The 15,959-nt window shown below is 63.3% G+C and carries 15 protein-coding genes; 8 read left to right on the top strand and 7 right to left on the bottom strand.

The annotated features are described in order from the left end of the window. Positions 1 to 237: 237 nt before the first annotated feature. Positions 238 to 1,392, top strand: a complete 1,155-nt coding sequence (locus ACWF5H_RS12640; RefSeq protein ID WP_452037261.1) for a tyrosine-type recombinase/integrase — start codon at positions 238 to 240, stop codon at positions 1,390 to 1,392. 132 nt (positions 1,393 to 1,524) lie between these two features. On the opposite strand, the gene ACWF5H_RS12635 is transcribed toward ACWF5H_RS12640, so the two are convergent. Then, on the bottom strand, positions 1,525 to 2,187 hold the full coding sequence (locus tag ACWF5H_RS12635) for a hypothetical protein (RefSeq protein WP_452037259.1): 663 nt from the start codon (positions 2,185 to 2,187) through the stop codon (positions 1,525 to 1,527). 71 nt (positions 2,188 to 2,258) lie between these two features. Between ACWF5H_RS12635 and ACWF5H_RS12630 the strand changes: the two genes are divergently transcribed. Further along, entirely contained in the window at positions 2,259 to 3,071 is an 813-nt protein-coding gene (locus ACWF5H_RS12630; RefSeq protein WP_452037257.1) for a hypothetical protein, read from the top strand. A gap of 38 nt (positions 3,072 to 3,109) precedes the next feature. On the opposite strand, the gene ACWF5H_RS12625 is transcribed toward ACWF5H_RS12630, so the two are convergent. Both ACWF5H_RS12625 and ACWF5H_RS12620 read right to left on the bottom strand, forming a co-directional pair. Continuing rightward, the gene (locus ACWF5H_RS12625; RefSeq protein ID WP_452037256.1) at positions 3,110 to 4,441 is read right to left on the bottom strand and encodes a hypothetical protein; all 1,332 of its coding nucleotides are present in this window, start codon (positions 4,439 to 4,441) and stop codon (positions 3,110 to 3,112) included. 498 nt (positions 4,442 to 4,939) lie between these two features. Continuing rightward, the gene (locus tag ACWF5H_RS12620) at positions 4,940 to 6,025 is read right to left on the bottom strand and encodes a M20/M25/M40 family metallo-hydrolase (RefSeq protein WP_452037255.1); all 1,086 of its coding nucleotides are present in this window, start codon (positions 6,023 to 6,025) and stop codon (positions 4,940 to 4,942) included. Between the two features lie 533 nt (positions 6,026 to 6,558). Between ACWF5H_RS12620 and ACWF5H_RS12615 the strand changes: the two genes are divergently transcribed. Next, positions 6,559 to 6,855, top strand: a complete 297-nt coding sequence (locus ACWF5H_RS12615) for a rhodanese-like domain-containing protein (protein WP_452037372.1) — start codon at positions 6,559 to 6,561, stop codon at positions 6,853 to 6,855. Between the two features lie 15 nt (positions 6,856 to 6,870). Here the strand turns inward: ACWF5H_RS12615 and ACWF5H_RS12610 are convergent, their stop codons facing one another. From ACWF5H_RS12610 to ACWF5H_RS12600, 3 genes are all read right to left on the bottom strand, one after another. Then, positions 6,871 to 7,188: a hypothetical protein gene (locus ACWF5H_RS12610; protein WP_452037253.1), complete on the bottom strand. Its 318-nt coding sequence runs from the start codon at positions 7,186 to 7,188 to the stop codon at positions 6,871 to 6,873. Between the two features lie 135 nt (positions 7,189 to 7,323). Beyond that, entirely contained in the window at positions 7,324 to 8,070 is a 747-nt protein-coding gene (locus ACWF5H_RS12605) for a response regulator transcription factor (protein ID WP_452037251.1), read from the bottom strand. Between the two features lie 54 nt (positions 8,071 to 8,124). Beyond that, positions 8,125 to 9,753 carry a sensor histidine kinase gene (locus ACWF5H_RS12600; RefSeq protein WP_452037249.1) on the bottom strand — a complete coding sequence of 543 codons (1,629 nt, stop codon included), beginning with the start codon at positions 9,751 to 9,753 and terminating at the stop codon, positions 8,125 to 8,127. A gap of 542 nt (positions 9,754 to 10,295) precedes the next feature. On the opposite strand from ACWF5H_RS12600, the gene ACWF5H_RS12595 reads away from it, so the two are divergent. Further along, positions 10,296 to 10,559, top strand: coding sequence for a hypothetical protein (locus ACWF5H_RS12595; RefSeq protein WP_452037247.1), 264 nt, complete (start codon positions 10,296 to 10,298; stop codon positions 10,557 to 10,559). A 34-nt stretch (positions 10,560 to 10,593) separates the two neighbouring features. Here the strand turns inward: ACWF5H_RS12595 and ACWF5H_RS12590 are convergent, their stop codons facing one another. Next, entirely contained in the window at positions 10,594 to 11,361 is a 768-nt protein-coding gene (locus ACWF5H_RS12590; protein WP_452037245.1) for a type 1 glutamine amidotransferase domain-containing protein, read from the bottom strand. Positions 11,362 to 11,505: 144 nt separating this feature from the next. Between ACWF5H_RS12590 and ACWF5H_RS12585 the strand changes: the two genes are divergently transcribed. The 4 genes from ACWF5H_RS12585 to ACWF5H_RS12570 all read left to right on the top strand — a co-directional run bounded on the left by ACWF5H_RS12585 (position 11,506) and on the right by ACWF5H_RS12570 (position 15,958). Then, positions 11,506 to 11,715, top strand: coding sequence for a hypothetical protein (locus ACWF5H_RS12585; RefSeq protein ID WP_452037244.1), 210 nt, complete (start codon positions 11,506 to 11,508; stop codon positions 11,713 to 11,715). A gap of 166 nt (positions 11,716 to 11,881) precedes the next feature. Then, a complete protein-coding gene (locus tag ACWF5H_RS12580; protein ID WP_364645799.1) occupies positions 11,882 to 12,229 on the top strand; it encodes a PadR family transcriptional regulator in 348 nt (115 codons plus the stop codon). Further along, positions 12,226 to 13,227 (top strand): HAAS signaling domain-containing protein, encoded by a 1,002-nt coding sequence (locus tag ACWF5H_RS12575; protein ID WP_452037242.1) that lies wholly within the window; start codon positions 12,226 to 12,228, stop codon positions 13,225 to 13,227. Before ACWF5H_RS12580 ends, ACWF5H_RS12575 begins: the two co-directional genes overlap by 4 nt. A gap of 298 nt (positions 13,228 to 13,525) precedes the next feature. Next, on the top strand, positions 13,526 to 15,958 hold the full coding sequence (locus tag ACWF5H_RS12570; RefSeq protein ID WP_452037240.1) for a transglycosylase domain-containing protein: 2,433 nt from the start codon (positions 13,526 to 13,528) through the stop codon (positions 15,956 to 15,958). The last annotated feature ends 1 nt before the right edge of the window (position 15,959 follow it).

The following is a 15,959-nucleotide window of genomic DNA, read 5'->3' as shown; positions in this document are numbered from 1 at the left end:
GTGCTGACGGGAGGGGTTACGGTCATGCAAGTACTCCTCTTGAAGAGGAGTGCTTCCGGAGGATCAGTGCCCACCGTTGCGCCCGTTACAACCCATTGGTTGTGGCTCAGGAGTATCTCTGAGCCAAGCTAGCCGTCATTTGCGACAACACTCATGTGTTTAGTTGAGGTTCTGTTATAGCACATCGCGACCGGTAAGCTCACAATTATTCACGTAATCCAGACCCACGGGGGCGATTTGGGCACGGTCAAGGCATACAGCACCAAGACAAAGGGCAGGCTGTACGAGGTCTGGTACACGAAACCGGACGGTACGCGCGGGCACGAGCGAGGATTTAAGCTAAAGCGCGATGCCGAGGCCCACCTAGCGACTGTTGAAGTGTCGAAACTCAAAGGTGCCTACATCAATCGCACCGACGCGAAAGCCACCATCTCGGAGCTGGGCGTCCAGTGGCTCGAACAGCACAAGCCCAAGATCACGGCATCGAGCTACCACTCGGTCGAAAGCGCTTGGCGTATTCACGTCAAGCCAAAGTGGGGCAGCTACGCGGTCGGGGCAATCACCAAGCGCGAAGTGCAGGCATGGCTGAACGAGTTGGGCGAGAAGCGCTCTCACACGACTGTTGCCCGCGTTCGTGACCTCCTAGCCGGCATCCTCGACCACGCCGTCGAAGACAACAGAATCACGAAGAACCCGGCGCGAGACCTCACGATCAAAAAGAAGCCAATCCCCGATGAAGTGTTTCTGTCGCATACCCAGGTCGAGGCGCTGGCCCTTACATCGCGGCACCCCGACCTTGTTCGTTTCCTTGCCTACACAGGCCTGCGGTGGGGGGAGGCGACAGCGCTGCGGGTGCGGAACATCGATACCACACGGCGTCGTGTGAACATCCGCGAGGCTGTCGCCGAGGTCAACGGCAAGGCGGTACTTGGCGGAGTGAAGAGCCACGAGAAGCGCACCGTCGCCTATCCTGACTTCCTCGCTGCCGAAATCAAGTCAGCTTGCGACGGTAAGGACCAGGAAAGCCGGCTGTGGCAAAGTGAGGAGGGCGGCTACCTCCGGCCCGGCAATGCCGTTTCCGGTTGGTTCGCGGGGGCGGTGAAGCGCGCCCAGGCCGCCGACAAGACCTTCCGGCGAATCACGCCCCACGATCTGCGGCATACGGCTGCGTCGCTCGCGATCAGCGCTGGGGCCAACGTGAAAGTCATCCAGAGGATGCTCGGCCACAAGTCGGCCAAGGTCACTCTGGACACCTACGCCGCACTGTTCCCTGACGACCTGGACAACGTAGTGGACGCCCTAGACCGACAACGGCTTGAGCAATTACAGCCAAAGCAGATTTTTGACGTAGCTGAAGACGACGGGCAGCGACAAATGGCGACGCGGCACTGAACATCAGTGGACGTGCTGTCTTTATCGAGTTTTATGCGGCCACTAGAGCCGTGCCTTTCGGCGGCAAATCGCAGTCTTGCGGCGTTATCTGGCGTTAGGTACGGCCCCCGAAGAAGATCCCTGACTGGGAGGCTACTTCGCCGGACTTTCGTATCGCCATATGGCTCGGTCCAAGTCCCGGGGCTCAACAGTGAGCTCTGTCGCCGCCAACTGTAGGAGCTGTCGTGTTTCTGCGGGAGTACGTCTTTTGCCATCACCCAGGGCGCGTGCGAGGTAACGCTGCACCATCACATCTGGTTTTGTTTCAGTGCTAACACCTGCGTTCATGATCAGGTATGACCAGGCAAGCGGGCCAAAGCCTTTGACTGAGAGCCATGCTGCCCTTGCGGAGGTACTTCTGTTGGTCGCGGCGGCTCGGAGGTGGTCTGTGCTGGTTACTGCGGGGTTTAGGGCTGCGAGCCGGGCGAGTCCCTCGTAAATTCCCTCGGGTCGCAAGCGGTTTGTGCCAGGGAGCTTGCTAACGTTGCGCAGGATATCGCGGGCAAAGCCTGCCGGGCCACCTGCGTTGTCCATGGCCTTCATTAGGTCTGTGCCGCTGTCGGTGTCCGCTGTTGAACGAACCGCACGGTAGCGGGCAAGGACCTTCGTCGCTGCGGCCGAGGTCGCGCGCAGAGAGTAGGCGGAGTTCAAGGCGCAAAGTGCGAGTGAGTCGTGAAATTCCACCGGCGCACTCCAGCCCGAAGGATCGCCGAGATCCTCAGCGACGGCCTTCACCAGGAGATCTAATTCAGTCATTCCCGGATCATATCTGGCACCCAATACCCCCGGCGGGACCCTCACGCAAAAGGACCGTCTAAGAGGCAGAAATGCTGGATGCACCGCCAATTAGCTATCGAATACGCCATGGATATAGTGATGCCATGAGCGGCAGTAGGGCGAGAAAACAGCGTCAATCGGAGTGCGAGCATCCTGAATACCTGAAGAGCGCCAGTGACACCCTGCGTGCGGCGAACGCTGTCCTCGCGGTTGACCTCGATATGGTGCCTGTGACCCGAGTGAGTCAGTTCACTGTCGGCTGGTTGCGTGCAGCCTTCGAACAGAGCCGGGTCATCGCAACACTCACAGCCTCGCAAATGGGGCACGCGGCTGCTCCAAACCGGCGCGCGTTCTGGGAACTGACCATCCGGATGCTCTGGCTCGGAGACATGCCACAGGATGATCGCGCAAAGGCGGCAGACACGATGCTTCACCACGATCGCAGGAATGAAGCCAAAACCGACGAATATATGCGGAAAAACGACCTGCCATCGAACATTGATGTCGCCGAAATGGAGGCCTTCTTCCTAGATGTCGCCGAAGACAAACTGATCAAAGAGGGAGCGATAATCCTTACCAAAGCTGTCAAGAACACCGGCAGGAACCTCTGGATGGTTTACCGCCTGTGGAGGGAAGACTCGAAGTGGTCTCACGCCACGGGCTTCTTGGCGGGTAGCTACGCACCTACTAATGGTGACGACACGATGGGTTCGGGCCAGCCTCCACACGTCGACCTCAATTTGGAGGCGCATAAACTCGCCGCGATAGTGCTAACGGCTACAGTTGCCGACATCCTCAAAGCCGAAGGCGCCGCCGACGAGCTGGCTGCTGCTCCCATGGCGGCTTACTTAGGAGCGAACTGAGTCTACGACCGCGAGCTCAGGTTCGAGGGCGGCAATGATCATTGCGCTTTATCGTCCAACTGCCGGTAGAGGGTCTGGATATTATGGTCCGCACGCACTGGCAAAGAAACAGCACCATCAAAAGCTTGATGGTGGCCGCGGATAGTGGCTCGCCAACTACCCGACAGCGTGGTGCCATTATGCCGGGAGATTACGACGAAATCGTCGCCGTCACTGACCCAAGGCGTTCCGGGTCGAAGTTGATCCAACTCGATGGTGATGTGCAGATTTTCGTCGATGTTCTTCCACTTCAGCGGGTACCGCGACAAAGTGGGTCTGATGTTGTTGAGATAAGACGGCGAGAATCCTAGGCCCTGATCAAACGGACTGTGTTTCACTATGACCGGAGGGAAGAGTTTCGTAGGGGTGACATCGTCGGGATCCTCCGTATCCACCCCGTACGCCTCTTTGAGCGTCAGGTCGAAGCGGACCGCTTCCAAGAAGGTGGACTGGCGGTTTCCCAGCTCGATAACCAGCCCCGGTAGTGCCGCCCCGGCGATTCTTCCGAGGTTTTCCTGCCATTCGGCGCGGACCTGATTTTCCCATTCGAGGGCTTGCCGCTCGAAAGCCTCCGGCGACAGCGAAGATGGGTCCAGCCCCCGCAGGATCTGTGTGTTCAACCCCGCGAGAAGCGGGCCCCCCTGAGCCGTGGTAGGTGACAGATGCTCGGTTCTCGCTTCCTCAACCCTGCTAACGATAAATTGATTCAGCCGTTCCGGCGTCAGGTCGAGATGGTGGGCATCTCCCTCCAAGGTCACCGTGAGTTCCGGTACGGGCAGGGATTTTTTTCCGGCGCGGGCCATCAGGTCGTCAATTTCAGGAGCCGTGGCTTTCCTCGTTTGCCCCTGCGCCCTGACGTAAATGTCTCCGTTGCTGAGATTGACCTTGTTTCCCTGGAAGTTGGCACGACAAAGATAGATCGGGTCGCCGTCTCGGGGAGGGTCTACCAGAATGAAAAGGACCTCCTGGCCCGGGGTGTCCGCTGGAGCGCGTTCCAGCTCCCATTGTGGACCGCCCGGAAGCAGAAATTTGTTGATCTTCTGCTCAATGTCCAGAACTTCCGTCCCTGCGGGAACCCCTGGCAAGCCACCCTGCTCTGCCCCAATAACCATGACTGCATGGCCGCCAAAGTGCCGCTCCGCAGTGGCCGGAAGACGGTTGGCAGCGCCCAGTATGAACTTGGCTATCTTTGTGGTTTCTTCCTTCGATGAGAAATCCAGCTGGCTTTTGATTTCTAGGTAATGCTTCTCGGCAGTGTCGCCTCCCGCCACGATCGCCGCCAATAGAGCCTTACGCTGGCGTTCACCGTGTGGGGGCCTGCTGGTATCCAAGAGGCAATTCCTTTCTCTACGCTGCGGTTGCGCCGCTAAGGTCTAGAGCGGGCAATCTGATTTTCGCTTACTGAGGGCTCCACGGTGTGCTTCGACAGGCAGCTCCTTTACTGAGCCGGCGCAAAGGCCCGTAACTCCCGCCCGCCCATAAACGGCACCTGTGGTGCATTTTGGTGCAGGAGCACCTGTTAGAAGCCGTGAGCACCTGTGAGCAAGCGGGTCACGTCCGTTGAGTTTCCGGGATATTTGACACATCACCTTGGACCCGATTGACCAGAGCAATGGGTTCAAATCCCACCGTCACCGCCAACTGAGAAGGCCCCGGTTCCCTTGTAACAGAGGGAACCGGGGCCTTTGCTTTGCCTTCCAAACTGCATGGCAGCTGCACAGTTGTAACGGAGATCCGTCCAGCTGGTTTCTTGGGCGAAGGTTTCACGGATCCTTCCCCACGCCGACCTGTTCATCCTCATCCGCCGAGGAGCCGCACATGCAAGCGGCTCAGCCGGCGCCCTCGGTCGCCGTGCCCAGGGCGAGGCCGTCCTCGATGCCTCCGAGCGAGACCGTCGCGCTCATGAGCGTTTCGGTCATCTGTTCCAGCACGGTCATGTCCACATTGTCGATGGTGTCGCAGTCCTGGTGGTAGCACTCGTCGTACTGGTCCCCGGCCTGCCCGCCGAACGTGAGCGCCTCTGCCTCGCTCTTGGTCCCCGCGTCGCCGGTGAACAGGCCCCCGGCCGGGATGCCGCCCTGCACGAAAGCGTCGTAGTCCGAGTCCTCGATGAACCCGAACGGCAGCGCCTCGACCCCATCGGCACGCAGGATATCCACTAGGACTTGTTCAACGGCGCCCGACCCCTCGGGCCCGGCCTCCTCGCTGTCCGAGCCGTCGCCGTCATAGACGAACGCCACCGCGTTCGGTGAACCGACCACGTCCACGTTCAGGTACGCGACGTGCGCAGCGGACTCCGCGCGGGAGAGCTCCTCGACGTAGTGCTCCGAGCCGTGCATTCCGTCCTCTTCGCCGCCCCAGAACGCGAACCGGATCCGATCCCGCGACAAGGCGCCCTGCTCCGCGAGCCGCAGCGCGACCTCGAGCACAGCGGCGACCCCGCTGCCGTTGTCGTTGAGCCCGGGACCCTCCTCGACCGAGTCCAGATGTGCCCCGAGCACCAGCACGCCTCCCGAGCCGCTGCCTGTATCGGCCAGGATGTTGAAGGCGTCCACGGGGTTGCGCCGGCCATAGCTGAACTCCTGCCGCCGCGGTTCGTACCCCGCCGCGCGCAACTGCTCCTCGACGTAGGCCGCTGATGCCTCATAACCCCCGGTGCCGTCGGCCCGGTTCCCGCCGTTCGCATCCGCCGCCGCCTGCAACGCCTCCAGATGCCGCGCCAGCCCGCTGGGCTCCACCACCTCGCGCACGACTGCAGGGTCCGGTGGGGCCTCCACCTGCACCGGCGGCCGCGGCTCGTCCGCACAGGCGGCAACGCCGCCGACCAATGCCGCGCACAGCGCAGCGGCCCATAGGCGGGTGCGTGGATCAGGATGATGCTGGAAACGCCGCGGAACGGATTCTGCACGTCGCATGTCGACTCCCCCAATCCTGCGTCCTGGACGCAGGTCGCTTGTCCGGCAGACTAGGCCCCCGTCGACTCCGCAGCGGAACCGGCGGGCGGAGCCGTTGTCACACCTTGGTGCGGACGATGGGACCTAACAAGTTGCTTGCAATACCTCCACTGTCGGGCCGGGCCATAAGACCCTACTGTGGCCAAACTGTGAAAAAGCTATGGAACAGGTCGGCAACGACGGCGGGAAGGCTCATAGCTAAGGGTCTCCCTGCTGGAATCTCAATCGCGTCTCACTTTGACTGGCTCCCGCCATGCCCTTGAAATTGACGCCCAAAGTAGCCCATCATTTCGCTTCATAGTGGATCGACCGACCGCTCAGCAGGCAAAGCGAGGATAACGGTGGAGCAGTGTCATATCTCCGACGACGGCGCCGCGACCTGCCCCCGCAGTTCAGGTCCCAGCGACTCCCCCAGGACTCTGACGATCAACCAATTGCTACTTGAGAGCCGCAGCGGGCTTGAGCGTGTTCACGCTGCGGATCTTGAGCAGGAGATGGCAGCGGGCGCCCTCGTTGTTGACACACGGCCGGTCGATCAGCGAGACCGCGACGGTGACCTTCCGGGAGCGGTCGTCATTGACCGAAACGTTCTCGAGTGGCGGCTCGATCCTTCCAGCCCCCACCGGCTCCCGATCGCTGACGGCCCCGCTCGGCGGATCGTGGTCGTCTGCAATGAGGGCTACAGTTCCAGTCTCGCTGCCCACACCCTGCAACGGCTGGGGCTGACCCGGGCGACCGATCTGATCGGCGGCTTCCAAGCTTGGGCAGCGTTGGGTAAGCAGTCGGGCTAAATGACTTGCCTGCCCTCATCCACTACTAGAAAACGCGGATTGCGGATCGAAGGCGTTCGCTGCCTCAGGGGTTGCCCTTTTCGAAACTGAGTCCGAGGAGAAGCTGTGTTCAGGAAGGGCAACTGCAGTTACCTGTGGTTGAAGGCCGGAGAGCCATTCAGCGGCCACGCTCAATACACGTCCGGGCTCTGACGTCGCTACAATCACCGAGTTCTTGCCCCGACGTGAAGTGGTGATCATTCGGGCACGAAAGCCGTCGTTGTTCGCTTCATGCCAGACACGGATCACCAATGTGGTGACGGTAGCTGTCGCGAAAAGATCGTCATCAGCCACGGTTTGACACCCCCTCCCCATCAGTCGACGTCGGTCACTGAGTGTTTCCGACCTGCTGATTCCGACCTTAAGCAGGCTGACTATGAGCCCGCTGTGAAAGGTCTGTGGCTTGCTTTGTCCGGGCCGATGCCGGAGTCAGTTTGCCGGTTTGATGACGTAGCCGGCACCGCGGACGGTGTGAATCATCGGCTCACGGTCGACGTCGATCTTCTTGCGAAGGTAGGAAATGTACAGTTCCACAACGTTGGCCTGGCCGCCGAAGTCGTAATCCCAGACCCGGTTCAGAATCTGCGCCTTGCTCACCACTCGGCGGGGATTCTCCATCAGGAACCGGAGCAGTTCGAACTGGGTGGCGGTGAGCTGGAGATCTTCCCCGGCGCGGATGACTTCCCGGGTATCCAGATTCAGGGTCAGATCTCCGACCACCAGCGTCGAGCTGTTCGCCGCGGCTGCGCCGGATCGCTGGACGAGCCGGTGGAGCCGGAGCATCACTTCTTCCAGGCTGAAGGGCTTGGTGACGTAGTCGTCAGCTCCGGCGGCCAGACCTGCGATCCGGTCAGGGACTGCATCCCTTGCGGTGAGGAACAGCGCGGGCACGTCCGGCGCGAAGGCACGGATCCGGCCGAGCGCCTCGACTCCATCGATACCGGGCATCATGACGTCGAGCACCAGGACATCGGGGCGGCGTTCGCGGGCGAGGCGGATCGCCGCGTCGCCGTCGGCGGCCACGGACACGTCCCAGCCGATCATCCGCAGGCCCAAGCTGACCAACTCGGCGAGACTAGCCTCATCATCCACTACGAGTGCGCGTATCGGCATTCCATCCGGGTGCCGCAACCGGGGGAGGCTGTCCACAAAGGAGTGTGTGGGGTTCTCGTTCATGTGCATGCCTTTCACCGTCGTGGTTCCGGATGCCAGCCAAGAGCGCCGGCCTGATCAGGTGGTATCCGCCAGGGTTGTGGGCAGGGGGCCCGGCTCGGGACCGGGAAGGCGGATGGTGAATTCGGTTTCACCCGGCCTGCTGCGCACGCCAAGGCGACCACCGTGCGCAGCGACAATGGCCGCCGCGATCGACAGACCCAGTCCGTGCGTTCCGCCCGAGCGGGCGGTATCCGGCCTGGTAAAGCGTGAAAAGATCCTGTCGATGAAATCGGGCTCGATGCCGCGCCCATTGTCGGCGACGGTGACGACGGCGCCGCCGCCCGGATCCTGGGACAGTGAGGTGACCACTGACGTTCCCGGATCGGTGTGCCGGTGCGCGTTGGTCAGCAGGTTGATGAGCGCCTGCCGGAGCTGGCCCTCGTCACCGCGCACCGTCACCGGCATTTCGGGCAGTTCCAGCCGCCAGGAATGGGCGGGAGCGGTGACTTGGGCGTCACTGACGGATTCGATCACGACCTGGGTCAGATCGACCTCGGTTTCCTGCGGCCGATGGCCCTCATCCAGTCGCGCCAGCAGCAGCAGGTCCTCGACCAGGGACGTCATCCGCCTGGACTCGGACTCGACTCTCTCCAAGGACAGCCGGCCGTCCGGGCTGAGCGTCTCCGTGAGCCGGAGCAGCTCGGCATACCCCCGGATCGAGGCCAGCGGCGTCCTCAGCTCGTGGCTGGCGTCGGCCACAAACTGCCGGACATTGGTTTCGCTCTGCTGACGCGCCGCAAGGGCGCTGGCCACATTGTCAAGCATGAGGTTGAAGGCCTTGCCCACCCGGCCCACCTCCGTCTCCGGAACGGCCGCGTCCGGGGGAATACGAACGGCCAGGGCGACTTCGCCCTTGTCCAGAGGAAGCTCCGATACTTGGGTGGCGACGGCGGACAAGTCCTCCAAGGGGCGCAGCGTCCGCCGGATGATGACCATGCCCAGCAGCCCCGTGGCGATCAGCCCGGCGCCGGACACGATCATGGTGGTGGCCGTCAGGGAAGCCAGGATGTTCTCCTTGCCCGCCAGCGGCAGTCCGGTAACGATGGTGCTGCCGTCTTCCGGGTCTCTGTCGGCAACCAGACGGTATTCGCCCACGGAGAGCAGGTGGTCAGTCGGCGGCGCATTTATCGCCAAGGTGGTGAGGATTGCAACGTCCGCCGCAGGCAGATTCTGCCTGCGGCCGTCTGCCGTGAGCAGCGCGGCGCGCCTGACCTCACCATCCCGGATACGGGCGTTAAGGGTGCCGGCTCCCTGTGCGGGAGTGTTCAGCAGGTCTGGGGAGTCCGCCTCGGGCGCTCCGCGAAATAGCATCCCGAAGCGGATGGCGCGGTTCGAGGCTTCCTCGAGCTGCTGGTTTAACTGACCCGTCAGATAAACGCTCATGACCCCGTACCCGACAACACCCACCGTCGCGGACATGATGGCCAGCAGCGTCAGCGTGGCCAGCAGAAGTTTGGCGCGCAGCGGCCAGGACTTAAGCGGGCTGCCCCGATATGGGCCGCGTCCCTTACGCTGCGCTGCACCGGATCCAGCCACAGACCCGCCGGTGTTGGCTCCCGCCCAGGACCAGTCCATCTTGGCTGACCCGGTCGGGGGCAGCTGCGGAGCCGTCGACGGGAAGGGCGGTACCTTGACATTCCGCATCGGCTGTTTCTCTCACAGGTCGTCGTGAACTGCTAGGACGTGGCCCGGCTGCGAAACAATCAGTCGTTCTCCTGCGGCCTGTCTCGAATAGTACCTGCGCGGCAGCCGCGCCGGAATGGTTACAGCGGCCCCCGCCGCTGGAAGACGTTTGGTGCTATCCGCGTCACCCACGGGAGTACCAGCGAGGCCTACACCACGGTTACCACGGCCGTGGCCAGGACGAACCACGGACGCTGCTCGGGTTGCCGGAACGCGGCCGGCGCCGGCTGCTTGTCTGTAGTCATGGTTTATTCCTTTGCGATGGGCTCGAAGTCACCCGCCGAGGGCCCTCGGCGCGCCTGCACCCATCATTGGGTCGCTCCGTTGCGAGAGGCTGTGTCCAACCTGTGGTTCAGCTGTCAACGGCCAAACCGCGGTCTCTGCCGAAGGCAGCTGAAGTCATCTTCCGGGAATGGCCGCACGCGCGTAGCTTGAATCTTGTCCAGCACCGTCCACTCTCGTGGACCACATGCACAAGCCCAATCTGGTCTTTGGAGTTCGCAATGGCACTCTTACTCATACTGCACCGCGTTGCCGACTACGACGCGTGGCGAGAGGTCTACGATTCAGTGGCAGACCTGCAGAAATCCGCCGGAGTAACCAGGGAGTCCGTGCACCGCATGGTGGATGACCCGAATAACGTACTCGTGCTCCACTACTTCGATTCGGTCGACCAGGCTCGCGCCTTCACGACCCTCCCGGAACTGAAGGAGGCTATCCAGCGAGCCGGCGTCCAAGGCGAACCGCGCTTCGAGTTCTACGCATAGAAACACCCTTCAACGAGTTGGCGCGCGGTGGGTGTTAGTGCTCGGCGCCTTCCGCAGCAGCCTTCTTGGCGTTTTTCTCGGCCCGCAGGGCCTCCGTCTCGTGTTGTTCCTCGGTCTTTTCCTGATGGATGACCTTTGCGAAGAGCTTCTCCATCTCCTTGGCCACGCCGGCAGCTGAGGCGGGGTTCTGGCCGGTCACCAGGCGGTCGTCAACCACGACCTTTTCCTCAAAGACATCGGCAGAGACGTGGGTAGCGCCCTGTTCCTCTAGCCGGTCTGCCAAAAAGAACGGGATGACCTTGTCCTTGCCTGCGGCGACTTCCTCGTCGTTGGTGAAGGCGGCCACTTTCCGGCCCTCGACGAGGCGGAGCCCGTTGGCCAGTTCTACGTTCACAAGCCCGGCCGGTCCGTGGCAGACCGCGCCCACCAAGCCGCCGGCGTCATAGACGCTGGCCACCAGGTTCTGCAGACCCTGGCTGTCCGGGAAGTCCCACATGGTGCCGTGGCCTCCGACGAGGAAGACGGCGTCGTACTGGTCGGGATTGACGACGTCGACGCGGGCTGTGTTGTAGAGGCCGGCTCTCGTGGCCTCGTCCTTCGTGAAGGCAACCTGGACGGGATCATCCGGGTCCACCTCGTCCTGCGGGGGCTGGCCTCCCTGGATGGACGCGAAGTCGACGAAATGCCCGGAATCCTTGAAGACTTTCCAGGGACGTGCCGCCTCGGCCACGTTGTACCCGGTTTTCTCTCCGGTATCGCCGATCTCGGAAACGCTGGTCAGAACCATGAGGATTTTCTTCATGAAGTGCTCCTTTCGTCCGACTTCCACCCTACGCCCCGTCCTGTCCAGGCATCGGGTGACTCCGCGACGAATGATCGGTGGAGACCGCACGCAGCGGGCGTAGCCTTGGTTCATCAAAGTCCGTGCGGTACAGGAGGTAAGAACGTGGGCGACCCAGGCAAGACCTTGAAGCCGACCACTATCGGCCGCGTCGTTTCGGTCACTAAAGCCAACGGGGACGAGTACGTTGGTGCCCTCGCGGCTTTCCGCCGGACCGAGGACGGCAAGGGGTTCCTGGTTTACCTGCAGGGAGTGAGCCAACCCGTCGACGTGCCGGCCGATGGGTCCGTATCCGTTCACCAGCGGGCGGTCTAGCGACCAGCAGCGAACAAGACCAGCAGCAAACAAGAGGCCCCGCCAGCCCTCACGGCCCGCGGGGTTTCTGCTGCCCAGATCCGGGCGGCACCTGCTCTGTCCATCGGGAACGACTCTCAGGGCAGACCGATTGCATTAGTGTGTGTCACACACTATGGTGTGACACATGGATACCGACGATGCCGCCACCCTGGCCACGCATGAGCAGGAACTGCGGCGCGGCACCATCGTCCTGGCGAGTCTGGCGGCCTGCCGGACGCCGCGGTACGGCTACGCACTGCTCAGCACCCTCGCCGACGCCGGTTTCCAGATCGAGGCAAACACCCTCTACCCGCTGCTGCGGCGCCTGGAGAAACAAGGACTGCTCAAGGCCGAGTGGAACACCGACGAGGCCCGGCCGCGCAAGTACTACACGCTGACCGGCCTCGGCAGCCAGATGGCCGATTCACTGCGCGACGAATGGGCCGCCCTCACCAGAAGCCTGACCACACTGTGGAAGGACGATTCCGAATGAGCTCCCTGACCGAAAAATACGTCGCCCAGGTGGTGCGCCGCCTGCCCGAAAGCAACCGGGCGGACATTGCCCGCGAGATCACCGCCACCCTGTCCGACATGGCCGACGCCCGGCTTTCCGCGGATGGCTACGCGTCGCCGGCCTCCGCCGAAGCGGCCGAGCGGGCGGCCCTTGAAGAACTCGGCGATCCCTCGCGTCTGGCCCTGCGCTACAGCGAGTCGCCGCGCTATGTGATCGGGCCCGAGCTTTTCCCTGTCTTCACCCGGCTGATGGCGTGGCTGCTGCCGATCGTGGCGGTCTCGGCCCTGGCCGTGAACGCCCTGGTCTACCTTCTGGCCACTCCCGAGCCGGCGATCGGTGGCATGATCGGCGCGATGGTCGGCAACGGCATCCTGGCGGTCCTGATTGGCGTTGCGGTGGTCACCGTGCTGCTGGCGCTGGCCGAACGCATTCTGCCGGAGAAGGACAAGGCCCAGCTGGCGGCACCGGCGGCCCGGTCCGAGTGGACCGTTGACGATCTGGTCCGGGAACGGCCTGTGCGGGAGATCGCCCGGCCGGAGCCGCTCGCCTCGCTGGTGATCCTTGCCGTCATGGCGGTGCTCCCCTTCCTGCCGACCTCCTTCTTCTACGTAGGCCACCTCAACAACGGCGGCGGATTCCTGAACCCGGCCCTGTGGGACGGCTGGATTCCCGCCTACCTCGGTTTCCTGCTGGTGCTGGCGCTGATCGAAATCTGGCGGCTTACCTCCGGCAGATGGTCGACGGCGCTGCTCGCCACGATGATGGCGGCCGACGTTGCCTTCGCGGTTTTCTTGACCGTTGCTTTCCTCAGCCAGGAGGTGCTCGACCCCGCCCTCTTCACCGGCTCCGGAGGTGGGCCGGGCTGGTACCAAGGCATCGCCGTCGTACTCATCTGGGCGGTGACCGTGTGGGACCAGCTGGCCACGGTCAAGGCCTACCGCGTGGCCAGGTCGCTTCGCCCGGCGGAGCCCCGCTAGCACCCGCTTCTCCCGCCGACAGGGCCGCTGCGTCTAGTAGAGGGCAGCGGCCCTGTCAATGCTTTTCGGGGATTTTGACGCTCTCACATCAGTCACAAAAACCGGCTTGCGTCACATTTCGGCAGCGATCGTAAACCGCCCGGAAAAGGGGTTGCGGCGCGGCGGATAAGCCGTACGCTAAGACCACCTCTGGTTGCGGCGGCGTGAACCAAGCGGCTTTCTGGAGGTAATTCGTCGGCAGGTTGGGAAGTGACGTTGGGGGACGTCCGGGCCTGCTCAGGGGGACGGAGGACCGCAGGTGGACGAAACAGTTGCCGCTTCGGAGGACGACGACGCCAACCAGGAGGAACGGACGGCTGCTGCCGGGCAAGCACCGGCGCCGCCTGACCGGGAACCCGCACCGTTGCGCAGTACTCGTAAACCGTGGTGGCGCCGCCGGAAAGACACGGTGTGCCTGGACGAGATGCTTGCGCCTGTTCCACCGGCCCGCCGACACGGCCCCGCGCTGCGTTTCGCCGCCTGGGCCGGGGCAGTCGCCGTGGTGGCACTCAGCGCCGGCTCCCTGGTTGCGCCGGGGGCGATCGCCTTCTCGGCAGCCACCGACTCCGTGCTGGATCTATGGGAGGAACTGCCGGGCGAGTTGCCGCTGGACACCGCCTTGCCGCAGCACACGGTCCTGCTGGACAGGGACGGCAAGGAGTTCGCCCGCTTCTACAGCGAGAACCGCATTGATGTGGCCCTGGACCACGTCTCGGAGACGTTCCGGGACACCCTGCTGTCCACCGAGGATTCACGGTTCTACGAACACCACGGCGTGGACCCGATGGGGGTCACCCGGGCCATGGTCACCAACTCCGTGGGCGGCGAGCGCCAGGGCGGCTCCACCATCACCCAGCAACTGGTGCAGAACATCCTGGTCAACAACGCGCGGGACGAAACCGAGCAGTCGGTGGCGGTGGGCGAGACCTACAACGCCAAGATCCGCGAGGCCAAGTACGCCGTCCAGCTGGAAAACAGGCTGGACAAGGACCAGATCCTGAACATGTACGTCAACGCCGTCTACTTCGGCCACCGCGCGTACGGAGTCCAGGCCGCGGCCCGGATCTACTTCAACACGACGGCGGACAAACTCAACCTGCCGCAGTCGGCCCTGCTGGTGGGCCTGCTCAAGGGGCCGGTCTACTACGATCCGATGACATACCCGGACCGGGCGCTTGCCCGCCGCAACACCGTACTGAACGTGATGGAGGGCCGCGGGTCAATCACCCCAGACGAAGCCGCAGCAGCACGCCAGAGCGGGCTGGGCCTTGACCCGGGCTCCATGCCGTCCGGCTGCGCCGACTCCGACTACCCGTTCTACTGCGACCTGGTCCGGGACGAAATCCTCTCCGATCCGGCCTTCGGCAAGACCCAGGAAGAACGCGCCGACCGGCTCTCCCGCGGCGGGATGACCCTGACCACGGCGATGGACCGCAAGGCGATGGCCGCGGCGCAAAAAGCGGTGAGCAAAGCGATGGGCAACAAGAACCGCGTGGCGCTGGGCACCGCCGTCGTGGAACCCGGCACCGGGCATATTGCCGCAGTGGTGCAGAACCGTGCGTGGGGCGAGGGCAAAGGCAAGACCGAAGTGGTCTTCGCGGACAGCCCCTTCCAAGTGGGTTCGGCAATGAAGCCGATCGTGCTGGCCACGGCGCTATCGCAGGGAATCTCGCCACGGACGAAGCTGCTGGCCAACGGCCCCTACTACTCCCGCCTGGACAACCCGCCGGGCGGCTTCCACAACTACGGCAACAAGAACTACGGCAATATCGATGCCTACCAGGCCGTCCGCGCGTCGGTGAATGTCTACTTTATTCGGCTGATCGAGCGGACCGGCGTGAAGGAAGTGGCCGAGCTCGCCGAGAAGCTGGGAATCACCACCATCCCCACCAAGAAACTGCACGGCAAGGAGGCCTCGCTGGCTCTGGGCGCGTACGAGATTTCGCCGCTGCAAATGGCCAACGCCTACTCCACGTTCGTCAGCGGCGGGGTGCTCTGCCGGCCGGTCACCATCACCGAAGGCATCCGCAGCGACACCGGGGAGAAAATCCCGGTTCCCGAGGCCGGCTGCCACCAGGCCATCAACCCCTCGGTGGCGGCCACGGTAGCCGACGCCCTCAAGGAACCGTTCAACCCCGCCGGCACCCTGGGCGTGCTCGGCATGCCGAAGGGCCGCAAGGCCGGCGCCAAGACCGGTACCACCAACGACTTCGCCGCCAACTGGATTGTGGGCGTCACGCCGCAGTATGCGACGGCGGTGTGGCTGGGTGATCCGCGCGGCGGCGCGCAGCACCCGTTGACCACGGTGAAGGCCTACGGGAAGACCTTCCGCGACCTCACCGGCTCGGAATTGGCCGGCCCGGTGTGGAAGGACACCATGGAGGGCCTGCACAAGGGGCTGCCGGCCGAGCCGATGCCGGAGGCGGATCCGTTGACCAGCAGCGTGGCCGCGTCGCGGTCGATGCCCGATCTCCGCGGGCTGGGTGTCAACGAGGCCATTACGGTGCTGCTGCGCAACAACCTGGTGCCGGTGATCGCGCAGAAGACCACCAAGCCCGATCCGCGAATCGGCAAGAACGTGGTGACCAAACAGTCGGCCCCGCCGGGCAGCAGCCTGGCCTTCCGGCAGGAAGTGAAAATCACGCTCAGTGCTGGCAGCAACACCGCCATCACGGTCCCCGGACAGCCGTAGG

This window comes from Arthrobacter sp. NPDC055138 (assembly GCF_053607305.1).
The sequence above is the reverse complement of the archived record's forward strand: the minus strand, read 5'-3'. Positions and strand labels throughout refer to the sequence as shown.